At 60.8% G+C, this 18313-nt stretch carries 16 protein-coding genes; 8 read left to right on the top strand and 8 right to left on the bottom strand.

What is annotated here, in order from left to right; all coding sequences use genetic code 11:
* Positions 1 to 4: 4 nt before the first annotated feature.
* Together LB555_RS21020 and LB555_RS21015 are read right to left on the bottom strand one after the other, a co-directional pair.
* Positions 5 to 1420, bottom strand: a complete 1416-nt coding sequence (locus LB555_RS21020; RefSeq protein WP_140717793.1) for a mannose-1-phosphate guanylyltransferase/mannose-6-phosphate isomerase — start codon at positions 1418 to 1420, stop codon at positions 5 to 7.
* Positions 1420 to 2850 (bottom strand): phosphomannomutase, encoded by a 1431-nt coding sequence (locus LB555_RS21015; protein WP_041163887.1) that lies wholly within the window; start codon positions 2848 to 2850, stop codon positions 1420 to 1422. The genes LB555_RS21020 and LB555_RS21015 overlap by 1 nt, the downstream gene beginning before the upstream one ends.
* Positions 2851 to 3312: 462 nt before the next feature.
* Here LB555_RS21015 and LB555_RS21010 point away from each other — a divergent pair, with 462 nt between their 5' ends.
* The 3 genes from LB555_RS21010 to LB555_RS21000 all read left to right on the top strand — a co-directional run bounded on the left by LB555_RS21010 (position 3313) and on the right by LB555_RS21000 (position 6269).
* Positions 3313 to 5301: a UDP-N-acetylglucosamine 4,6-dehydratase gene (locus tag LB555_RS21010; protein WP_041163495.1), complete on the top strand. Its 1989-nt coding sequence runs from the start codon at positions 3313 to 3315 to the stop codon at positions 5299 to 5301.
* Between the two features lie 22 nt (positions 5302 to 5323).
* Positions 5324 to 5611, top strand: a complete 288-nt coding sequence (locus LB555_RS21005; RefSeq protein WP_023771497.1) for a hypothetical protein — start codon at positions 5324 to 5326, stop codon at positions 5609 to 5611.
* Between the two features lie 118 nt (positions 5612 to 5729).
* Positions 5730 to 6269 (top strand): sugar transferase, encoded by a 540-nt coding sequence (locus LB555_RS21000; RefSeq protein ID WP_015318705.1) that lies wholly within the window; start codon positions 5730 to 5732, stop codon positions 6267 to 6269.
* 41 nt (positions 6270 to 6310) lie between these two features.
* Here LB555_RS21000 and LB555_RS20995 read toward each other — a convergent pair whose 3' ends face one another.
* Together LB555_RS20995 and LB555_RS20990 are read right to left on the bottom strand one after the other, a co-directional pair.
* On the bottom strand, positions 6311 to 7258 hold the full coding sequence (locus LB555_RS20995) for an NAD-dependent epimerase/dehydratase family protein (protein WP_224683648.1): 948 nt from the start codon (positions 7256 to 7258) through the stop codon (positions 6311 to 6313).
* A 17-nt stretch (positions 7259 to 7275) separates the two neighbouring features.
* Positions 7276 to 8643, bottom strand: coding sequence for an O-antigen ligase family protein (locus tag LB555_RS20990; RefSeq protein WP_015318703.1), 1368 nt, complete (start codon positions 8641 to 8643; stop codon positions 7276 to 7278).
* A 30-nt stretch (positions 8644 to 8673) separates the two neighbouring features.
* Here LB555_RS20990 and LB555_RS20985 point away from each other — a divergent pair, with 30 nt between their 5' ends.
* Genes LB555_RS20985 through LB555_RS20965 form a run of 5 tightly spaced genes read left to right on the top strand, consistent with a single transcriptional unit; the run spans position 8674 to position 14084 of the window.
* Positions 8674 to 9063, top strand: coding sequence for a hypothetical protein (locus LB555_RS20985; RefSeq protein ID WP_157163665.1), 390 nt, complete (start codon positions 8674 to 8676; stop codon positions 9061 to 9063).
* 44 nt (positions 9064 to 9107) lie between these two features.
* The gene (cysD, locus tag LB555_RS20980; RefSeq protein WP_015318702.1) at positions 9108 to 10013 is read left to right on the top strand and encodes a sulfate adenylyltransferase subunit CysD; all 906 of its coding nucleotides are present in this window, start codon (positions 9108 to 9110) and stop codon (positions 10011 to 10013) included.
* Between the two features lie 2 nt (positions 10014 to 10015).
* Positions 10016 to 11953: a sulfate adenylyltransferase subunit CysN gene (cysN, locus tag LB555_RS20975; protein WP_224683647.1), complete on the top strand. Its 1938-nt coding sequence runs from the start codon at positions 10016 to 10018 to the stop codon at positions 11951 to 11953.
* Between the two features lie 10 nt (positions 11954 to 11963).
* Positions 11964 to 12767: a 3'(2'),5'-bisphosphate nucleotidase CysQ gene (gene cysQ / locus LB555_RS20970; RefSeq protein WP_224598438.1), complete on the top strand. Its 804-nt coding sequence runs from the start codon at positions 11964 to 11966 to the stop codon at positions 12765 to 12767.
* Positions 12768 to 12821: 54 nt separating this feature from the next.
* The gene (locus tag LB555_RS20965) at positions 12822 to 14084 is read left to right on the top strand and encodes an O-antigen ligase family protein (protein WP_224683646.1); all 1263 of its coding nucleotides are present in this window, start codon (positions 12822 to 12824) and stop codon (positions 14082 to 14084) included.
* Between the two features lie 74 nt (positions 14085 to 14158).
* Here the strand turns inward: LB555_RS20965 and LB555_RS20960 are convergent, their stop codons facing one another.
* From LB555_RS20960 to LB555_RS20945, 4 genes are all read right to left on the bottom strand, one after another.
* Positions 14159 to 15301 carry a DegT/DnrJ/EryC1/StrS family aminotransferase gene (locus LB555_RS20960; RefSeq protein ID WP_224683645.1) on the bottom strand — a complete coding sequence of 381 codons (1143 nt, stop codon included), beginning with the start codon at positions 15299 to 15301 and terminating at the stop codon, positions 14159 to 14161.
* Between the two features lie 229 nt (positions 15302 to 15530).
* Positions 15531 to 16454 (bottom strand): carbohydrate kinase family protein, encoded by a 924-nt coding sequence (locus tag LB555_RS20955; protein ID WP_140878456.1) that lies wholly within the window; start codon positions 16452 to 16454, stop codon positions 15531 to 15533.
* Positions 16451 to 16897: an RbsD/FucU family protein gene (locus LB555_RS20950; protein WP_015318696.1), complete on the bottom strand. Its 447-nt coding sequence runs from the start codon at positions 16895 to 16897 to the stop codon at positions 16451 to 16453. Before LB555_RS20950 ends, LB555_RS20955 begins: the two co-directional genes overlap by 4 nt.
* Before the next feature lies 1 nt (position 16898).
* Entirely contained in the window at positions 16899 to 18125 is a 1227-nt protein-coding gene (locus tag LB555_RS20945) for an ROK family transcriptional regulator (protein ID WP_140878458.1), read from the bottom strand.
* Positions 18126 to 18313: the final 188 nt, after the last annotated feature.

Below are 18313 nucleotides of genomic sequence, written 5' to 3'. Positions count from 1 at the left end.
GTTGTCAGGCGCGGCCGTATACGTCGTCGAAGCGCACGATGTCATCCTCGCCGAGATAATCGCCGCTTTGTACTTCAATGATCACCAGGTCGATTCTTCCCGGGTTTTCCAGCCGATGTTTGTGGCCGCAGGGGATGTAGGTCGATTCGTTGGTCGCCAGAAACAGCTCCTGGTCGCCATTGACTATTTTCGCGGAGCCGCTGACCACGACCCAGTGCTCGGAACGATGGTAGTGCATTTGCAGGCTCAAACGTCTACCGGGCTTCACCTCGATGCGTTTGATCTTGAAGCGCTCGCCTTCCTCCAGAACCGTATAGGTACCCCACGGGCGGTGCACCGTGCTGTGAAGCAGGTGCGCTTCATGTCCAGAAGCCTTGAGGTCGTCAAACAGCTTCTTGACGTCCTGAACACGGTCGCGGGATGCGACAAGCAACGCATCCGGGGAATCCACGATCACCAGGTCGCTGACGCCGACCGTGCCGATGACGCGCTTATCGGAGCTCACATAGCTACCGGTCGTGTCGATCATGTGAACATCGCCGCGTATCCTGTTCCCGCTTGCATCGGGAGCGATCAGGTCGGCCATTGCGTTCCACGACCCGATGTCGTTCCAATCCATGTCACAGGGAACCACGGCAAGATTGTTTGTCTTCTCCATGACCGCGTGGTCAAGCGAGACTCGCGGGGCGGAGCCAAAGTGCTCGGGCGCGAGTTCGATCTTGGCAAAGCCTTCGCCTTGACTGAAGTGGCCGTTCTCATAGCTGTCGGAGACAGCCTGGATCACCGCGGGACAATGCAAAGCCATTTCGTCGAGCATGGTTTGTGCGCTGAAGCAGAAGATGCCGCCGTTCCAGAAGAAGCGCTTGGATGCGACATAGGCCTTGGCCGTCTCGAGATCAGGTTTTTCAACGAAACGGACGACTTTCTCACCATCCGCTTCGATATAACCGAATGCAGTGTCCGGTCTGGTCGGGCTGATGCCCAATGTGGCGATCCGCCCCAGCTGCGCGTGTTCGATGGCCCGGCCCATCACGGCCAGAAAAGCAGGCAGGTTGCCAATCATGTGATCCGCCGGGAAGACACACAGAATCACCTCAGGACCCTGCGTTGCCTTGGCATGGATAGCGGCCGCCGCCACCGCGGCGGCCGTATCGCGGCCTTCCGGTTCGAGCAGAAATGTGCGCGGCAACATCACGGAATCCAGTTCGTCGAAATCGTCTTTCGTCAGGAACAGGTGTTCTCCGGACGTTACCACGACGAGTTCCACGACATGCTCTATCGAAGCTGCGCGCAACACTGTGTGCTGAATAAGAGAATGTCCGTCAGCCACTTTGAGGAAAGGTTTGGGGTGCGATTGCCTCGAGGCGGGCCATAGTCGCGATCCGGCTCCACCGCTGATGATGACGGGAACCACTTTCATTACGCGACCTCTGCTTCGTTTGTGGATGTGATTGCCCGCGCTCTTTCGAGCGTCAGCGCCACGATCGCTGTCGCTCTGCTTGGGTCCATAGCCTCTGAATAACAGCGAAGCTCCGGCGCGTTGCCGGACGGCCGCAGATGGATGATCTCGCCGGTTTCCATTTTTGTCCTTAGCCCGTCAGTCTCGTCGACGTCGGCAACGGTCCCGAACGGCGCCAGAAATCGCTGCAGTGCATCCCGGTCCGCAAGCCGGCGCATCAAGCTGCGGGAACTCTCCACCGGAAAATTTTCGAGACGTTCGCTTGCGCAGGCGGGAAGATTCCACAGTTCGCGCAAACGCGACAGGGATTTTCCTGTCGACGCGACCATACCGAGAACGGCGAGGATGGGGAGCAGGGAATCTCGTGTCGGCAATGCCGTCAACGTTTTTCCGTGAAGTGAACAGTCCGCCCCCAGGAGAACGCCACCATTAGCCTCGAAGCCAATGACGGTTTTTTCGGGATGGTAGGAAGCTTCCATGGCTTCAACGACAAATGGAGATCCCACCTTTGTCCTCAGAACCGTAAAACCGAAAGCTTCCGAAATGCCTGAGTTGGAGGTCACGGGCGTCACTACGCTATCAGCCCGCAAGAACAAGGCCGTGGCGAGGCCGATCAGGTCGCCACGAAACAGATCGCCATTCTCGTCGGCGATAAGTGGTCGATCGGCATCGGCGTCGGCCGACACGATGGCGTCGAGCTTGAATTCTCGAGCCCAACCCTTGAACTTTGCAATTGTGGTCGGGTCAACGGCTTCGGTGTCGACAGGTACGAAGGTATCGGATTTCCCGACAGGTATCACATGGGCGCCAAAAGATTGGAGAACCTTCACGAGAAGGTCCGCCGCGACCGAACTGTGCTGATAGACGCCGAGCCTCATGCCTGAAAGGGATCCAGGCTCCAGGATGTCGTCAGCGCGCGCGCGATAGGCGGTAATCGCCTGGTCATGATGTCCTGGCAAAGCCGTTCCTATTGCCGGCGGGGCGTTATAAGCGTCTGACCTTTCCGCGGCATAGCGTGCTATAGCGGCTTCATCGGCCTTGCTGATCTCACCCTGCGGGTTATAGAATTTGATGCCATTGCGGTCAGCGGGTATATGCGAACCGGTCACCATAAGCGCCGCTGCGCCATGCTGCCGAGCATACAACGCCAAAGCTGGTGTTGGAATGGCACCGCAATCGATCGGTTGAAATCCACCAACCACCAAGGCAGCCATGCAGTTGGCTGCAATGGTCGGGCTACTATCGCGCAAGTCGCGACCTATGAACACCTTGGCCTTCGGCTGGAGCCCGCCTGCTGCTAGGCGCCAAGCGAAGGCTTCAGTATAAAGTCCACTCGGTTTGCCGACCAGTTCCGAAGCCAAGCCTCGAAGGCCACTCGATCCAAATTTCATTACTTCACTTTGGCTAGTGTGGGGGAAGGCCGTCATATTGCAGTGCGCCCATCTGTCAACCGGAAATCGTTTGGCCAGCCGTCCAGTGTTCCTCGGGCTCTCCAAATAGTGCGTCGGTAATGGCTTGGGCGAGACTTCGTGAGTAGTTGACCAGAAAGGCGGCGTCAAATCCGCCGAAATTTCCAATCTTTCGGCCGGTCTTGTAATCCACCTGAGTCGCGCGACAGTGTTTATAAGCGGAAGCTACTTTTCCAGTCGCTGTTACATGATATCTTCATCAACGCGCTCGTTCATGAGACGCCGGTGAAAAAATCCCTGGCGATGGCTTCAAGTCCACGCTATGCGATAAAGGCGGCGGGGGCCGAGAAATTTGCGCTAACATAGGTGGCCGGTGGCGAATGGTATTCGACCTGGCGCGGCATTGGTGTTGAAGTTCTCACGTCCGGAGTTCAGTACTGCCCAATGGTATCCTATATAGAAGCTGTGTTCGGGCTCAGGCCTCAGATGCGGCGCGCCTTCATCATGGTCCAGGACGTGGTCATGGTCCTGGTCGCCGTGGCGCTCAGCCTCGTCCTGTCGCGGTCGGATCTTTCCTTTGGGGCGCTCTCCACGGAGGGCCTTGTCACCTGGGCCGGCATCGTGGTCATCAGCCATCTGCTGTTCAGATATTGCGGCCTCTACACCACGGTCTGGCGCTTCGCTTCGACGCCTGATTTCTTCAACATCCTGAAGAGCTGCGCGATACTGACATTCGTCCTCTACGCCGTTTCACTGTTCGTGCGTTCCTTTCAGCCTGTCGCGGGGCTCAACGAGCGCCAGTTCATCGTCTTCCTGCTCGTCTCCTTCACCGTCATCTCGGCGCCCCGGCTGTTCTACCGCTTCCTGCGTGACGGCGCGAGCTGGGGTGTCCTCAGCGGCAAAGCCGACACGGCGCGCACCAAGCAGGCCCTGTTCGTCGGGCGGCTCGGCGAGGCCGACCTGATCATTCGTTTCACGCGCACGGCGCAACCCCCCGATCATACCATAGCCGGCATCATGGCCACCGAGCATGGCGCGCCGCTCGGCACGCGCATTCAAGGGGTCCCGGTGGTGGCGACCCGGCCGCGCCTAATCGATGTCCTGGAGGACTATGCGAGCGGCACCAAAAGCCTCGATCTGCTGATCTTCGGCAGCGGCGCCGAGCATGAGATCGAGGAATACTCGGAGCTGGTCCGTGTCGCGCGTCACGCCGACATAGCGGTCGTGCAGTTCGCAGGCCTTTCGCAGCTGGGCCAGGAGGGAAAGCTCGTTCTCGATGCCGTCGAGATGGAAACGATCCTGCGCCGCCCGACTGTGCCATCCGACATCGAGCGCATCGGCGCCTTCGTCGGCGGCAAGCGCGTCCTGGTCACGGGAGGCGCCGGCTCCATCGGGCGAATGCTGGTCAAGCGGTCGCTGGAGCTTGGAGCCGAGGCCGTGCTGGTCGCCGACAATTCCGAATTCGGCATCTTCCAGTTGAGCCAGTATATCGACGAGAAGCATCATGATCGCCTCAAGGTCCGCATCGTCGATGTCGCGGACCGGCGCCAGATGACGCGCGTCGTCACGGAATTCAAACCTGACATCATCTTCCATGCAGCGGCGTTGAAGCATGTTCCGCTGCTGGAGGAGAATTGGGAATCGGCCATCCAGACCAACGTCTTCGGCACGCTTGTCTGCGCCGAGGTCGCGGCTAAATGCGGAGTGGCGCAATTCGTAATGGTCTCGAGCGACAAGGCCGTCGATCCGACCTCCGTGCTCGGCATGACCAAGCGGGCCGCCGAACAGATCGTCAGCGCCCTGCACGGCACGCCGGCCGGCGAACCGGGCGGGCGTCGCGCCTCCACCAAGTTCATCGCCGTGCGCTTCGGCAACGTCTTCGGCAGCAATGGCTCGGTGGCGACCATATTCCAGGCGCAGATCGAGGCCGGCGGGCCGGTCACCATAACCGACCGGCGCATGACGCGCTATTTCATGACTGTCGCCGAAGCCGTCGATCTCGTCATCATGTCGGCGGCCGATGCCGCCTCGCGGCCGGCCGGCCAGGATTACGCCGTCTACATGCTCGACATGGGCAAGCCCGTGCCGATCGTCGAAGTGGCCGAAACGATGATCCGCATGGCGGGAAAAAGCCCCTATACGGACATTCCAATCCGCTTCACAGGCATCCGCCCGGGCGAAAAGCTCCACGAGACCCTGCACGGCGAGGACGAGGAACTGGTGGAACTCAGCATTGCCAAGATCTTCGGCCTGAGCACCGATGTCGCGCAGTGGTCGGATGTCCAGACAGCACTTGCGGCGCTTCAGCAGGAGATGAAGAGCCAGAACAAGGCAGCTTCGCTTGCCGCGCTTGCCGGTCTTGACCGCGCCAAGAAGGCGAGGGGGGCCACGCCTCAAGAGGTGATCCCGAAAACGGCTGGGCAGGCGACTTAGGCTGTGCAGAAAATAATCTTGAGTGCTTGATCTGGTCGGCGCCAATGCATCGTGGCAGGCGCGGATCTCCCGGCTGGGTCGCCTGTTCAAGGGCCAGTTCGCGGACTGGACCGATCTCAATCTTGCCGGCCTTGCCGTCAATCGCGATCTCCTTACGAAGGATGCGGTGGCGTGCCTCGACCTGTTCGCGAACGGTCGGCGAGGTTCCCTTTTCCAACGCCTGGGCGCCCTGCGCAAAAGCGGCGTCTATCGACAGACTTTTGCCGGCACCCTTGGACTCTATCTCGCCTTTGTCCTGGGTCGTATCTGAAATCGAGGACCGCGCGGCGCGCTTGGTTGGGAAGGCGACCTCGTGCTACGCCGGCCGGATTGACGGGCATCGCTGGCGGTTATCGCGTAGAGCCCTGGCAGGGAGCCCTATCGGCCACATGAAGACAGCCAAGAAAATCTTCGATCTCGCCGGTGCGGCTGTGCTGCTGGTGGCAACCTCTCCCATTCTATTGCTGGCCATTGTCGCCGTCCGGGTATCCTCGCCCGGTCCGGTGATTTTTTCACAAACGCGGATTGGCCGCGAAGGTGTGCTTTTTCGCTGCCACAAGTTGCGGACGATGTACCAGGGAACGCCATCCTTGCCCTCGCATGAAACCCCGGTGAGCGCCGTGACATCGGTTGGAAGGGGCTTGCGGAAATTCAAGCTCGACGAGTTGCCGCAGCTGTGGAATGTCCTGCGCGGCGAAATGAGCCTGGTCGGGCCGCGTCCTTGCCTGCCGACCCAGACGGAACTGATCGAATGCCGCAGGCGGCTGGGCGTTTTGCAGGCTTTGCCCGGGATGACAGGCTTGGCCCAGATCAGGGGCATCGACATGTCGAACCCGCAACTTCTGGCCGAAACCGATGCCACCTATCTCAGGAGCGCGTCGTTCTGGCTCGACCTTCGGATCCTGTTTGGAACACTTTATCGCGGCTGAGCAGCCCCGCTCCAGAAGCGGAACCGGTCTTTGGGCCGGGATCAAACAGGACGTCGGGGGTTTCGGAGCCGCGCTATCTCGGTCAGCCGCTCCAGCGTGCTGGGTTCCGGCGCCCAGCCTTCCGAGACAAGCAGCGACGGGTCGCATATTTGCGTCGCCGTCAGGCTGTCCCAGAACATCCGCTTGCCAAGCAGTGTGGCGGCTGTCCGCATCGGTCCAGCCGGCACGGTCATCAGGCGCGTCGGCCTCCGCAAGCCGCGGCGAAAGGCACCGATGACGGCAGCGACGGACACCGGCGGCTCGTCGCTGGCGAGATAGATCGGACGAAGTGGCTCGGAATGGCAAAGCAGATGCCACACCGTCCGTGCCGCGGATTGCGATGATAGCAGCGAGCGGTTCGCCGTCAATGCGCCCGTTGGCATCGGCAGAGCCGTATCGGCGAGCCGCATCAGCGTCGCCAGGTTTCCTTTCATCCCGATCCCGTAGACTGGAGGCAGCCGCAATATGGCCGCGTCGGCACGGCCATGCGAGGCATAGGCGCCCAACACGGCGATTTCTGCTTCACGTTTCGAGCGCCCGTAGGCGTCTTGTGGGTCGGGGATCGTGTTTTCGTCGATGGTTGCGCTGGCACGCGCGCCGATCACGGCCCGGATCGAGGAAAGATGAATGAACCGTCCGCTTGCCTGCGTGGCGGCGGCATGCGCCAGACGTGCGCTCAATTGCGCATTGGCTGCCCGAAAATCAGCTTCGGCGGCATTGCCCTGATCATTGTTCAGACCCGCGCAATGGACGACATCCGTAACATCCCTGGTCAGCGCCAGGAAAGCCTCGGCAGGTGCATCGTACCCCGGCATCTGCATCGTGTCGGGCCCGGCATCAAGTCTCTCCGGCTGACGGGAGGCAAGGCGAAGTTCGACACCGGCCTCACGAAGCCGATGGACCACCTGGCGGCCGATGAAACCCGTCGCGCCCGTAACCAGGACTTTCATTGTCTTGCCAGGACCGGCTATCGGGCGGCTGGCGGAGGTGCCAGGTCTGATGGAATGGCTTCCGTCACCAGTGGAACGGTTTGGCTTTTCGGTGGTGACGTCGCCTGGGCTCCCACCACTGGTGGAAGGGCTTGCCTTTCCACCAACGCGGCCTGGCGGCCACAGGCAAGATATGTTCCCGACACCAGGAAGACCATAAAGACCGAGTCAAGAATGTCATGGCCGATCAGGATGCCCGTCATGCCGGCAGTCAGGTAGGTGATCACGACGGCGACGATCATGGTGGCGCCGAACCGTTCGATCGGATCGGTGCTGTCACGGAGGACCAGGGCTGCATTTCTGACGGCAGCCACAAAGATCGCCGCCAGCGTCACCGCACCCAAGATTCCCGCTTGTACCAAGGCGGTCAGGAAGCCGTTGTGGAAATGACTGAAACCTGCATCCATCCCGAACTGATCCTGAAAGCCCTGCTTGATCAAGAGCCGGGTGGCACCCACCCCATGTCCAAACAATGGCATCTCATGAAATGCCTTCAGGCCGATATCCCAAAGCGCGACGCGTAGTCCCAAAGCAGTCGTGTGGTCACCATGGGCCGCCAGCGCATCCCAGTCGGAGTGCAGAAATGCGACGCGCCCCGCTATCGTCTGGAACCCGAAAAACGCGATAGCGACCGCAATCGCGGCCAGCAGCAAAAGCACGCGAACGGCATCTCTCCCTCTTAGCTTCTGCTGGTTGATCAACAGAACGGCGACACCGACAATCAGCAGTGCCAGCCAGACGATGCGCGTACCGGAGTAGATGATGGCGATCGTTCCGCCGAGTGCGGCGCAGGCGAGGGCGATCCTGTATTTCTCTATACCGGATAGGGCAGCGGCCACGCAGATCACCACCGCAAGGCAGAGGACCTCAGCAAAAACGATCGCATTCCCCGCCCCACCCTCGGCGCGCATACCAAGTCGATATTGCTGATAAACCGCCAGCAGCAGCGCTCCGAAACAAGCCGCCATGCTGGCCAACACAATGATGCGGACGAGCGTTGTTTTTTGCGTAGTGCTCCAGGTCGAATAGGAAATGGGAAAAAACAGAAAGGTGATCAGCGGGACAAGATGCCGTGCGTCCTTGACGATCGCGTGGTTGACGATGGACGCCAGGACATTGCTTGCGCAATAGGCGTAGATCGCGATCGTTAGCGCCATCATCGCCCGGTCGACATTGAAGTGCCTTCTCTTCAAGGCGATCAACAGGACGGACCATAGTCCGCCGCCGTTGAACACGAAGCTGACCGCCGATCCCAGGATCGGGGGAGAAAAGAAGCAGAGAATGGAGAAGTAGACATTGATCCGCGAAGGCGTGATTTGCTGCCTTATGAATGAAAGCCGGTTCAATTTCCGGACCCGCTATTCTCGAGAAAATTTATGCGGCACATCGTGTTCGGTGAAACCCCAACATGCTTACCTCGAAATTGCCCATTCATAATGCATCTTGCCCTCTCTCAAAAAGCGTATAGCGGCTGTGCCGCTGTTTCGATAGTGCGCCCTGATCGAAACCTGCGGTCGGCACCGGTTGACCCTGAAGCATCCCCAGCGATCTCGCAGGCAATATTTTTCCAGCCTTTTCACGGCTGGAAGCTCTCCAAGCAGAAATTTCCGGGTTTTGTCGCAACCGTGGAAAATTCATTCCCGAACGAATGGCTGTCGGGCTCGTCCTGCATTGTTCTGGGCCGCGACGATCTGCTAGAACGCCCGCACGAAACACTTGTCCAGAAGCGAAGCTTTGAACCGGGCGCAAAAGGCTCGATGATTTGACGCAGGATCTTCTGTTGCAAGGCATGAGAGAACGCTCACGGTCCATGATACCAGCGCTTACGCATCTGCAGCGGCTTGAAGCCGAGTCCATTCACATATTCCGCGAGGTCGCGGCAGCCTTCACCAAGCCGGTCATGCTCTATTCCGTCGGCAAGGATTCGTCGGTGCTGATGCATCTGGCGATGAAGGCGTTCTATCCGGCCAAGCCGCCATTCCCGTTTCTTCACGTCGACACCACCTGGAAATTTCGCGAGATGATCGCATTTCGCGATCAGATGGCGAAGAAGCTGGGTTTCGATCTTCTGGTTCATGTCAACGAAGATGGCGTGCGCGACAACATCAATCCGTTCGATCACGGCTCGAACACCCACACTCATGTGATGAAAACCGTGGCGCTGCGCCAGGCGCTCGACAAATACGGCTTCGACGCTGCCTTTGGCGGCGCCCGCCGCGACGAGGAAAAGTCGCGCGCCAAGGAGCGCATCTTCTCTTTCCGCAATGCCCAGCATGTGTGGGATCCGAAGAACCAGCGGCCCGAAATGTGGAAGATATTCAACACACGTATCGCGCAGGGTGAATCGATCCGCGTCTTCCCGCTGTCGAACTGGACCGAGCTCGACATCTGGCAGTACATTCTGCAGGAAAACATCCCGATCGTGCCGCTCTATTTCGCCAAGCGGCGGCCGGTTGTCGAACGTGATGGCATGCTGATCCTCAAGGATGATGATCGCATGAAGCTACTGCCCGGCGAGGTCGTGGAGGACAGGTTGGTGCGATTCCGTACGCTTGGCTGTTATCCGCTGACCGGCGCCATCGAATCCGACGCCGACACACTTGAAGCCATCGTTGGCGAGATGCTGACGGCACGCACCTCCGAACGGCAGGGTCGATTGATCGACCGCGATGAAGCCGGTTCGATGGAAAAGAAGAAGCGCGAGGGGTATTTCTGACCATGCGCCACATCATGGCAAAGAGCCTCGCTCCAACGGACGGCGTCCGCGATTATCTGGCCGCGCAGGAGAAGAAGTCGCTGCTGCGCTTCCTGACCTGCGGTTCGGTGGATGATGGCAAGTCGACGTTGATCGGACGCCTGCTCTCCGACACCAAGCAGATTTTCGAGGACCAGCTCGCCGCGCTTGAACGCGATTCGCGCAAGCATGGCACGACGGGCGACGACGTCGACTTCGCGCTGTTGGTCGACGGCCTCGAGGCGGAGCGCGAGCAAGGCATTACCATCGACGTCGCCTACCGCTTCTTTGCCACGCCGAAGCGCAAGTTCATCGTCGCCGACACGCCCGGCCACGAGCAATATACCCGCAACATGGCGACAGGCGCTTCGACCGCCGACTTGGCGATCGTGCTGATCGATGCCCGGCAGGGGGTGCTGCGCCAGACGCGGCGCCATTCGATCATTGCCTCGCTGCTCGGCATCCGCCACATCGTGCTGGCGGTCAACAAGATCGATCTCGTCGGCTTTGATCAGGCGGTCTTCAACAGGATCGTCGAGGACTACCGGCAGTTCTCACGCGATCTCGGCTTCCAGGCCATCGCGCCGATTCCGATGTCGGCCCGCTACGGCGACAATGTCAGCGGCCGCTCCGAAAACACGCATTGGTATTCCGGCCCGACATTGATCGAGCATCTCGAAACCGTCTCCGTCGACGCAGCCACGGCCGAGCTGCCGTTCCGCTTTCCGGTTCAGTACGTCAATCGCCCCAATCTCGATTTTCGCGGTTTTGCCGGCACCATCGCGTCCGGTATGATTGCGCAAGGCGACGAGGTCGTGGTCGCCAAGTCGGGCAAGTCCTCGCATGTCAAACGCATCGTCGCCTATGGCGGCGATCTCAAACAGGCGGTGGCCGGCCAGGCCATCACGCTCGTTCTCGACGACGAGGTCGAGGTTTCCAGGGGCAACATGCTGGTTTCGCCGTCCGCACGGCCGCAGGTCGCCGACCAGTTCGCCGCCAACATCGTCTGGTTCGACGAGCATGCGCTGTTGCCGGGCCGTTCCTATATCCTGCGCACCGAGACCGATCAGACCAGCGCCACCGTCACCGACTTGAAGTACCGCATCAATGTCAACGACTTTGCGCATGAGGCGGCCAAGTCGCTTGAAATGAATGAAGTCGGTATCTGCAACATTTCGACCCGGGCGCCGATTGCCTTCGATCCGTTTGGCGAGAACCGGACCACTGGCGCCTTTATCCTGATCGATCGCATCAGCAACGCCACGGTTGGCGCAGGCATGATCGTGCACTCGCTGCGCCGCGCCGAAAACATCCATTGGCAATCGCTTGATGTCGGCAAGCGCGTGCGTGCCGACATGAAGAACCAGCGGCCCGCCGTGTTCTGGTTCACGGGGCTTTCGGGCTCCGGCAAGTCGACCATCGCCAACCTGTTCGAGAAGAAGCTTTTCGCCACTGGGCGTCATACCTACATTCTCGATGGCGACAATGTCCGCCACGGTCTCAACCGCGACCTTGGATTCACCGATGCCGATCGCGTCGAGAACATTCGCCGCGTCGCCGAAGTTGCCAAGCTGATGGCCGACGCCGGGCTGATCGTCATTGTCTCCTTCATTTCCCCGTTCAGCGCCGAGCGGCGGATGGCCAGGGAATTGATGGCCGATGGCGAGTTCATCGAGGTGTTTGTCGATACGCCTTTCGAGGAATGCGCCAGGCGTGATCCGAAGGGCCTCTATGCCCGCGCGCTGAATGGCGAGATCAAGAATTTCACCGGTGTCGATTCGCCTTACGAAGCACCGGAGAAACCGGAGATCCATCTAGAGACGCTCGGCAGATCGGCTGAAGAGATGGTAGATGCCCTGGAACACTGGCTGAACGAGCGTGACATTGCCGAAGACCAATATGACAATGGCGGCGGTATCTGACGACACGTCGATGCTTGAAATCTTCGAGCGGCTGGCGCTAGCGGCCGGGCGCGAGGTGATGCGCGTATTCCACGCCGGGTGCGCGGTCGACCGCAAGTCGGACGCCTCGCCGGTCACCGAGGCGGACCGCGAGAGCGAGAAGATCATTCTTGCAGGCCTGCGCGCCGCATTCCCCGATATTCCCTGCGTGGCCGAGGAGGAAGCGGCGGCCGGCGTCATGCCGGGCGAACTTGGCGAGACCTTCTTCCTCATTGATCCGCTTGATGGCACCAAGGAATTCGTCAACCGGCGCACCGACTTCACCGTCAACATCGCGCTTGTCCGCCATGGCGTGCCGGAAGTCGGCGTTGTCTTCGCACCCTGCAGCGGCCGGTTTTTTTCCGGGCGACCGGGCAGGGCGGAAGCCCTCGAAGTCGATGGCGACTACCAGATCGTTTCCCGCCGGCCGATTTCGGTGAGAACGGCCGCGACGCCGCTGGCCGTGGTTGCCAGCCGCTCGCACAACACGCCGGAAACCGAAGCCTATATTCGCGACCTTGGTGCCGCCGAGATCGTCTCGGTCGGTTCGTCACTGAAATTCTGCCTCCTCGCCAATGCCGAGGCGGATGTTTATCCGCGGTTCGGTCGCACCATGGAATGGGACACCGCTGCGGGTGACGCGGTGCTGCGTGCCGCCGGCGGCACGACGCGGACGCTGGACGGCAAGCCCTTGACCTATGGCAAGCGCAACCAGGCCGATGACGCGGACTTCGCCAATCCGCATTTCATCGCCAGCGGCGAGGCTGCAATCCAGGGACGTATCGGACGTAGGTGAAAAGCCCTCGTCGATGGCCTATCCTTTGTCGACGTCCCCTGAGTCGGTAAGTGAATGTCCTTGTTTCAGAAATGCCATGCCGTCATTTTGGGCGGCTTTCCCGCATGGACCAGCAATCGTGATGAAATAGTCTTCAGGATGTTGCTGGGCCTCTACGCCCTCTCTCCCGCCCTTTTCGCCTTCGTCGAAATGTCTCCAACGGTCTTGGCGCTTGTCGGGGCACTCATGGGCGCTCTCGCCCTTTTGACGAAGCGTGCGCATTTTGGAAAAGGCACGATAGGCCTTGCAATTGCTCTCGCTGTCTTGTCAGGCTTTGTCCTTGCGAGCGCCCTGTGGTCGGTCGATGCGAGCCGCTCTCTCATGGCGGCGAGGGGCGTGTTTGGCTACTCGATCGCCGCTATCCTGCTGTTTCAGGGCGTCCTCGCGCTTGCCAGCGCTCAACGCGAGCGGCTCGCGCGGGTGTCATTGGCCGGCATGTTGATCGGCGTCGTATCGGTGATGGGCTGGGAACTGTATTTTGCGTTTCTGACCGAAGATCCACGCTTTGTGGAGAACGTTTTCACCCTTCACAAGATCACGGTGTACGGAGCTTTTTTTGCCGTCATATTTCTTGCCCAGCCGAGGCTGGTCTGGAAAGGGCTTGCGGCTCTCTTTGCCGTTCTGACATTGCTCTACGGCCGATCGACCGGCGTCAATCTGGCGATTGTCCTCGTGGCGGTGATGTTTGTCATGCCCGCGAAATACCGCCAGCACGTTTTGGTTGGATTTTTCGCCGTCTATTTGTCTCTTGCCCTGATTGCCCCCTTCGTCGTCGCGCCGCTGTTCGCCTACCTCAAAACAACGGGATGGCTGGCTTTCTATCCAGGAACCTTCGCAGCGCGGCTTGATCTATGGCAGATGATTTCGCCCCGCATCGCGGACCAGCCGATCCTCGGCCATGGCGCCAATACGATCAGAAACGCGGCCGGGGTTGTCGTGAGTCCGACATATTATGCGCAGGCGGATCTCCCAAGCGCACATAATATCGTATTCGATTTGTGGTACGAACTGGGAGCGCTGGGCATCATCGTGTATGGGGTGCTCCTGGCGGCGATCATAAGAATGATCGGCGGTTTGAGCGGCCCCTGCCATTTCATAGCCAGCTGCTACCTGATCATAGCTGTCGTCGAACTCTCGGTCGACCATCGGATCTGGTTGTCATGGGTGCTGGGCACTTTGGTCTTCGCGGCGGGGATCTGCATAGTGCAGTGCCGTTCCATGACCCGATCGGGAATGGAAGACGGGACCACAAGACACGCGGCGGCCTTCTCAAAATAACGGGCGAAGCGCACGGCCTGCGCCGTCGTCGCTCTATGCCAAGGAGGTGTCGGTCGGGTATCCGTGCCCGACGCCTATTCGGCCGCGGCCTGCGCCGAATTCGAGCCGATATAATTGCGGATCGTTTCGATGATCCGGTCCTGGTCGGCCTCGCTGAGATAGGGGTGCATCGGCAGGCACAGGATGCGTTTCGGCAGGTCCTCCGAAACGGCAAGACCGGTCGGCGTGCGCGGGTAGTCGCGATAGGCGATCTGCTCATGCAGCGGCTTGACGTAGTAGATGACGGACGGAATGCCCTTTTCGCTCAAATGCGCTTTAAGCCCGTCGCGTTTCGGCGTTTCGATCGCATATTGCGCCCAGGCCGAGCGGCTGCCACCCAGGTTGCGGGCTGCGGTGACGATGTCACCAAGGCCTTCAGCGTAGCGTTGGGCCACCACCTGCCGCGCCACCATTTCTTCCTCGAGGATGGCGAGCTTCTCGAGCAGGATCGCCGCCTGCAGCGTGTCGAGCCGTGAATTGATGCCGACGCGGATGTTGTCGTACTGCGTCTCGCCCTTGCCGTGGAAGGCGAAGGATCTGAGCGCGTCGGCCAGCGCGTCATCATTGGTGAATATCGCGCCGCCGTCGCCATAGCAGCCGAGCGGCTTGGCCGGATAGAAGCTGGTCGAGCCGACATGGCCGAACGCGCCGCACATCCTGCCTTCGAGCGAGCCCCCCATGGACTGGGCTGCGTCCTCGATCACCAATAAGCCTTCGCGATTGGCAATAGTCATGAGCCCCTCATAGTCGGCGGCAAGACCGAACAGGTCGACGGGGATGATCGCCTTAGGCTTCAGTCGACCTTCCTTCTTGATGGCCGCGATCGCCGCCTCGAGGCTGGCGATGTCGATGTTGTAGGTTGTCGGATCGACATCGACGAAAACCGGCTCGGCCTTGGCCAGCGCCACCACTTCCGCCGTGGCGGCGAAGGTGAAGCTCGGCACGAACACCGCGTCACCCGGGCCGATGCCGGCGGCGAACAGCGGCAAAAGCAGTGCGTCGGTGCCGTTGGCGCAGGCAATCACATGCTTGACGCCGACATAGGCGGCGAGCTTCTTCTCGAATTCGGCGACCTGCGGGCCAAGGATGTAGCGGCCATCCTCGACCACGTGGTCGATCGCGGCTTTCAGCCGGTCGCGGATTCGTTCGCGCTGCGCGCCAAGATCGATGAATTGCATGTCGGCCTCAATACCTGCCAATAACCGGCCCGCTGGTACCAGACTTGGCGCGGCTGAAAAAGCCGGCTGCGGATCGGGGACTTGGTGCAAGTGTCGCAGCCCGTTACCACGTTTTGCCGGTATATTGTCCCACAAAGCCGGGAATCCGGGCTTGGCGGTGCAATTCAGCCCATTCTTATCGAGGTTTTCCGGCGCCTGGAAACATAAAGTGATCGCGCTGGAGAGCCGATCAGCCGATCTCGTGCCGCCACGGGGGATTGGCGCCGGCTCGTGATACCGTCACTGCCGCCGCCTTGGCGCCGAGCGTCAATGCTTTGCGGATGGCGTCTTCGGACAGGCTGGAGATGGCCGCCTTCGTCAACAGGCCTTGCTCATGCAGGGAGGCAAGGATGCCGGCGTTGAACGTGTCTCCGGCGCCGACGGTGTCCACCACCTTCACTGCCTCCGGCATGACGGTGACACGATGCTGTTTGCTGTAGCCAACGGCACCCTCGCTGCCATGCGTGACGACGATCAGCTTCGGGCCGCGGTCGAGCCAATTGCGCACGACATCCTCGTGCGAGCCGGCTTCGCCGAACCAGTGGAGATCTTCGTCCGACAGTTTGACGATGTCGGCCATCGCCATCATCTCCCGGATGCGCCTGAGGTGCTTGGCCTTGTCGGGAATGAAGTTCGGCCGGATGTTGGGATCGAGCATCATCACGCGGGCCTCATGCTCGCGCTGCATGAATTCCTCATAGGCCGACCCAGCCGGCTCCGAGATCAGGCTGATGGCGCCGAACAGCATGGCCTCGATCTCGCTGCCGAGTTGCGGCAGGTCTTCGATGGTCAGCATGCGCCCGGCCGTGTTCTCGTCATAGAAGGTGTAGGTCGCCTGGCCATTGTTCAGCCGCACGAAGGCCAGGGTCGTCGGTCGGGGCGAGGTGTGCGCGTAGGTGGAACTGACCTTGCTCGCCCCCAACGCGTCCCTGAACTGACCGCCGAACAGGTCCGACGACAGGCCCGAGAAAAAGCCGGCCGGCGCGCCCAAGCGGCCGAGCGCGATCGCTGTGTTGAAGACAGCGCCGCCGACATAGGGGGCAAAAGCCGGCTCATTCTCCGTAGTGGTGCGCGGCAGCATGTCGATCAGGGCTTCGCCGCAGCAGAGGATCATGGCTTCTCGGTCTCCGGCGGATAGATCACGCCCTTGCGGATGATGATATTGGCGTAAAGCCGCGGCTCGCTTGTCGCGACGATGGCATGCGCCGATTTGACCCGTGCATAGAAGTCGGCGCCGGCCAGTGCAACCACCTTGCGGCCAGGCGCGCGTTTGGCGCAGATCGCCTCCATTTCACGATGGACGGGGTCGGCAAGCGACGGATCGCCTTTCACCGAGGCGCGAAACAGCGCCTCCGGCACGACATCGTCGACCGGAAGCAGCGTCAGTATCGCGTCGAGTACGGGCATGAGGGCGTGGCCATCGGTCCTGATGAGGCGCCTTGCCTGCTCCTGTGCCGGATAGTTCCCGTCGACCACGGCAATCTCGTCACCATGGCCCATGGCGCGCAACGTCGCCAGAAGCTCCGGACCAAGCAGCGCCGGAATCCCGATCAGCATTTCACGCGCCCCTGGAGATCGTCGTCGAACCGATCAGGAAGCGTTCGGAAAGCGGCAGGCTGGCGCCGCCGAGCGCCCGGGCATGGATACCCACGCTTCCCTCGCGGACGGCCGGAAGTTTCAGCCCTTCGCCGTCGATCGCGCCGATTGCCGTCACGACCGCCTCGACCAGCCTCTGGCGCACGGCCTTCGGCATCCAGCCGTCGATCACCGCGGCTTCGAAATCGATGACCGAGGACGCTGCCACGATGGCGTAAGCGAGCGCCTGCGAGGCGCTGGCGATCCACTCGTCCAGCGCGGCGCCGATCTCCCCCCAATCCTCGGGTGAGGTCCACAGATAAGAGGCCTCGACGCCACGCGCGTTGAGTGTTTTTTCGAGCATGGCGATCGAGGCCACGTCGATCAGCTGGGTCGGTTTTCCATCCAGCCCCGGCACAGGCATGGAGCCGAGCGCGCCGGCGTTGCCCGTCGGCCCGCCAAACAGCCGGCCGTTGAGCACGATGCCGCCGCCGGCAAAGGCGCCGATATAGAAATAGACGAAATCCCGCGCCGCGCCTGTCTGGCCGAAGACCAGTTCGGCGCCGCAGGCGGAGGTGGCATCGTTCTGCAGATAAACCGGAAAATCGCATTGCGCCTGGATGTCGGTCCTGATGTCACGATGGCGCCATTCGTCCATCACGTCGCGCGGCGCGCCGGCGGTGTCGGCCCAGTTCCAGAGCTCGAACGGCATTGCGATGCCAAGTCCGGCGATGCGCTTGTCCTGTGCCGGCGTCAGCTCGCCGCGCATCGTCTTCATGCCTGACGTGACGAACTCGACCGTCTCGCGTGGGGCAGGGTAGCGGTAGGAATGCTGCAGCATCGCGCGCACCTGTCCGAGGAAATCGATCAGCACGAGTTCGGCGCTGCGGCGGCCGATCTTGAGGCCGATGAAGAAGGCGCCTTCGGGGTTGAGTGCCATGGGGATCGAGGGCTGGCCGATCTTGCCGCGCAACGGCGCCTGGCGCACGAGCAGGCTTTCTTCCTCCAGTTCGCGCATGATGACCGAGACCGTCTGCGCCGAAAGTCCGGTCATCCGGGCAATGTCGGACTTCGCCAGACTGCCGTGCTGGCGCACCAGCGAAAGCACCAGGCGCTCGTTGTGGTCGCGCATGCCACTCTGGTTGGTGCCGCGGTGAATGAGGCTCTCGTTCGCTTCGGGCGAACCATGCCTCGCAGTGGCCGTCTCCACCCTGTTCCTCCCGTCGTTTCCCCACAATGCTTTTGGGTCAGAATGAGTGAACGACGCAAGGGTGTCAATAATAAATAAGAGTGATTTAATTATTGACAGATGCGCTGGCGTGGTGTTCCTTGAGGGAGCATCCGCGCTGGGAGAAGTCGCTGGATGCCGTGCGGGTGCCGGTTGGCCGGCATTCGAAA

Origin of the sequence: Mesorhizobium sp. BR-1-1-10, from assembly GCF_020165595.1 — a bacterium.
In the GTDB taxonomy this organism is placed as follows: Bacteria; Pseudomonadota; Alphaproteobacteria; order Rhizobiales; family Rhizobiaceae; genus Mesorhizobium; species Mesorhizobium australicum.
Note: the sequence above shows the minus strand (reverse complement) of the source record. Positions and strands in the feature narration are given on the sequence as shown.

Excerpts from the sequence above, each read along its gene's own strand:
- LB555_RS21020 (WP_140717793.1), bottom strand. The coding sequence starts at position 1,420 with ATGAAAGTGGTTCCCGTCATCATCAGCGGTGGAGCCGGATCGCGACTA.
- LB555_RS21015 (WP_041163887.1), bottom strand. The coding sequence starts at position 2,850 with ATGAAATTTGGATCGAGTGGCCTTCGAGGCTTGGCTTCGGAACTGGTC.
- LB555_RS21010 (WP_041163495.1), top strand. The coding sequence starts at position 3,313 with ATGGTATCCTATATAGAAGCTGTGTTCGGGCTCAGGCCTCAGATGCGG.
- LB555_RS21000 (WP_015318705.1), top strand. The coding sequence starts at position 5,730 with ATGAAGACAGCCAAGAAAATCTTCGATCTCGCCGGTGCGGCTGTGCTG.
- LB555_RS20995 (WP_224683648.1), bottom strand. The coding sequence starts at position 7,258 with ATGAAAGTCCTGGTTACGGGCGCGACGGGTTTCATCGGCCGCCAGGTG.
- LB555_RS20985 (WP_157163665.1), top strand. The coding sequence starts at position 8,674 with ATGCGGCACATCGTGTTCGGTGAAACCCCAACATGCTTACCTCGAAAT.
- cysD (WP_015318702.1), top strand. The coding sequence starts at position 9,108 with ATGATACCAGCGCTTACGCATCTGCAGCGGCTTGAAGCCGAGTCCATT.
- cysN (WP_224683647.1), top strand. The coding sequence starts at position 10,016 with ATGCGCCACATCATGGCAAAGAGCCTCGCTCCAACGGACGGCGTCCGC.
- cysQ (WP_224598438.1), top strand. The coding sequence starts at position 11,964 with ATGCTTGAAATCTTCGAGCGGCTGGCGCTAGCGGCCGGGCGCGAGGTG.
- LB555_RS20965 (WP_224683646.1), top strand. The coding sequence starts at position 12,822 with ATGTCCTTGTTTCAGAAATGCCATGCCGTCATTTTGGGCGGCTTTCCC.
- LB555_RS20960 (WP_224683645.1), bottom strand. The coding sequence starts at position 15,301 with ATGCAATTCATCGATCTTGGCGCGCAGCGCGAACGAATCCGCGACCGG.
- LB555_RS20955 (WP_140878456.1), bottom strand. The coding sequence starts at position 16,454 with ATGATCCTCTGCTGCGGCGAAGCCCTGATCGACATGCTGCCGCGCACC.
- LB555_RS20950 (WP_015318696.1), bottom strand. The coding sequence starts at position 16,897 with ATGCTGATCGGGATTCCGGCGCTGCTTGGTCCGGAGCTTCTGGCGACG.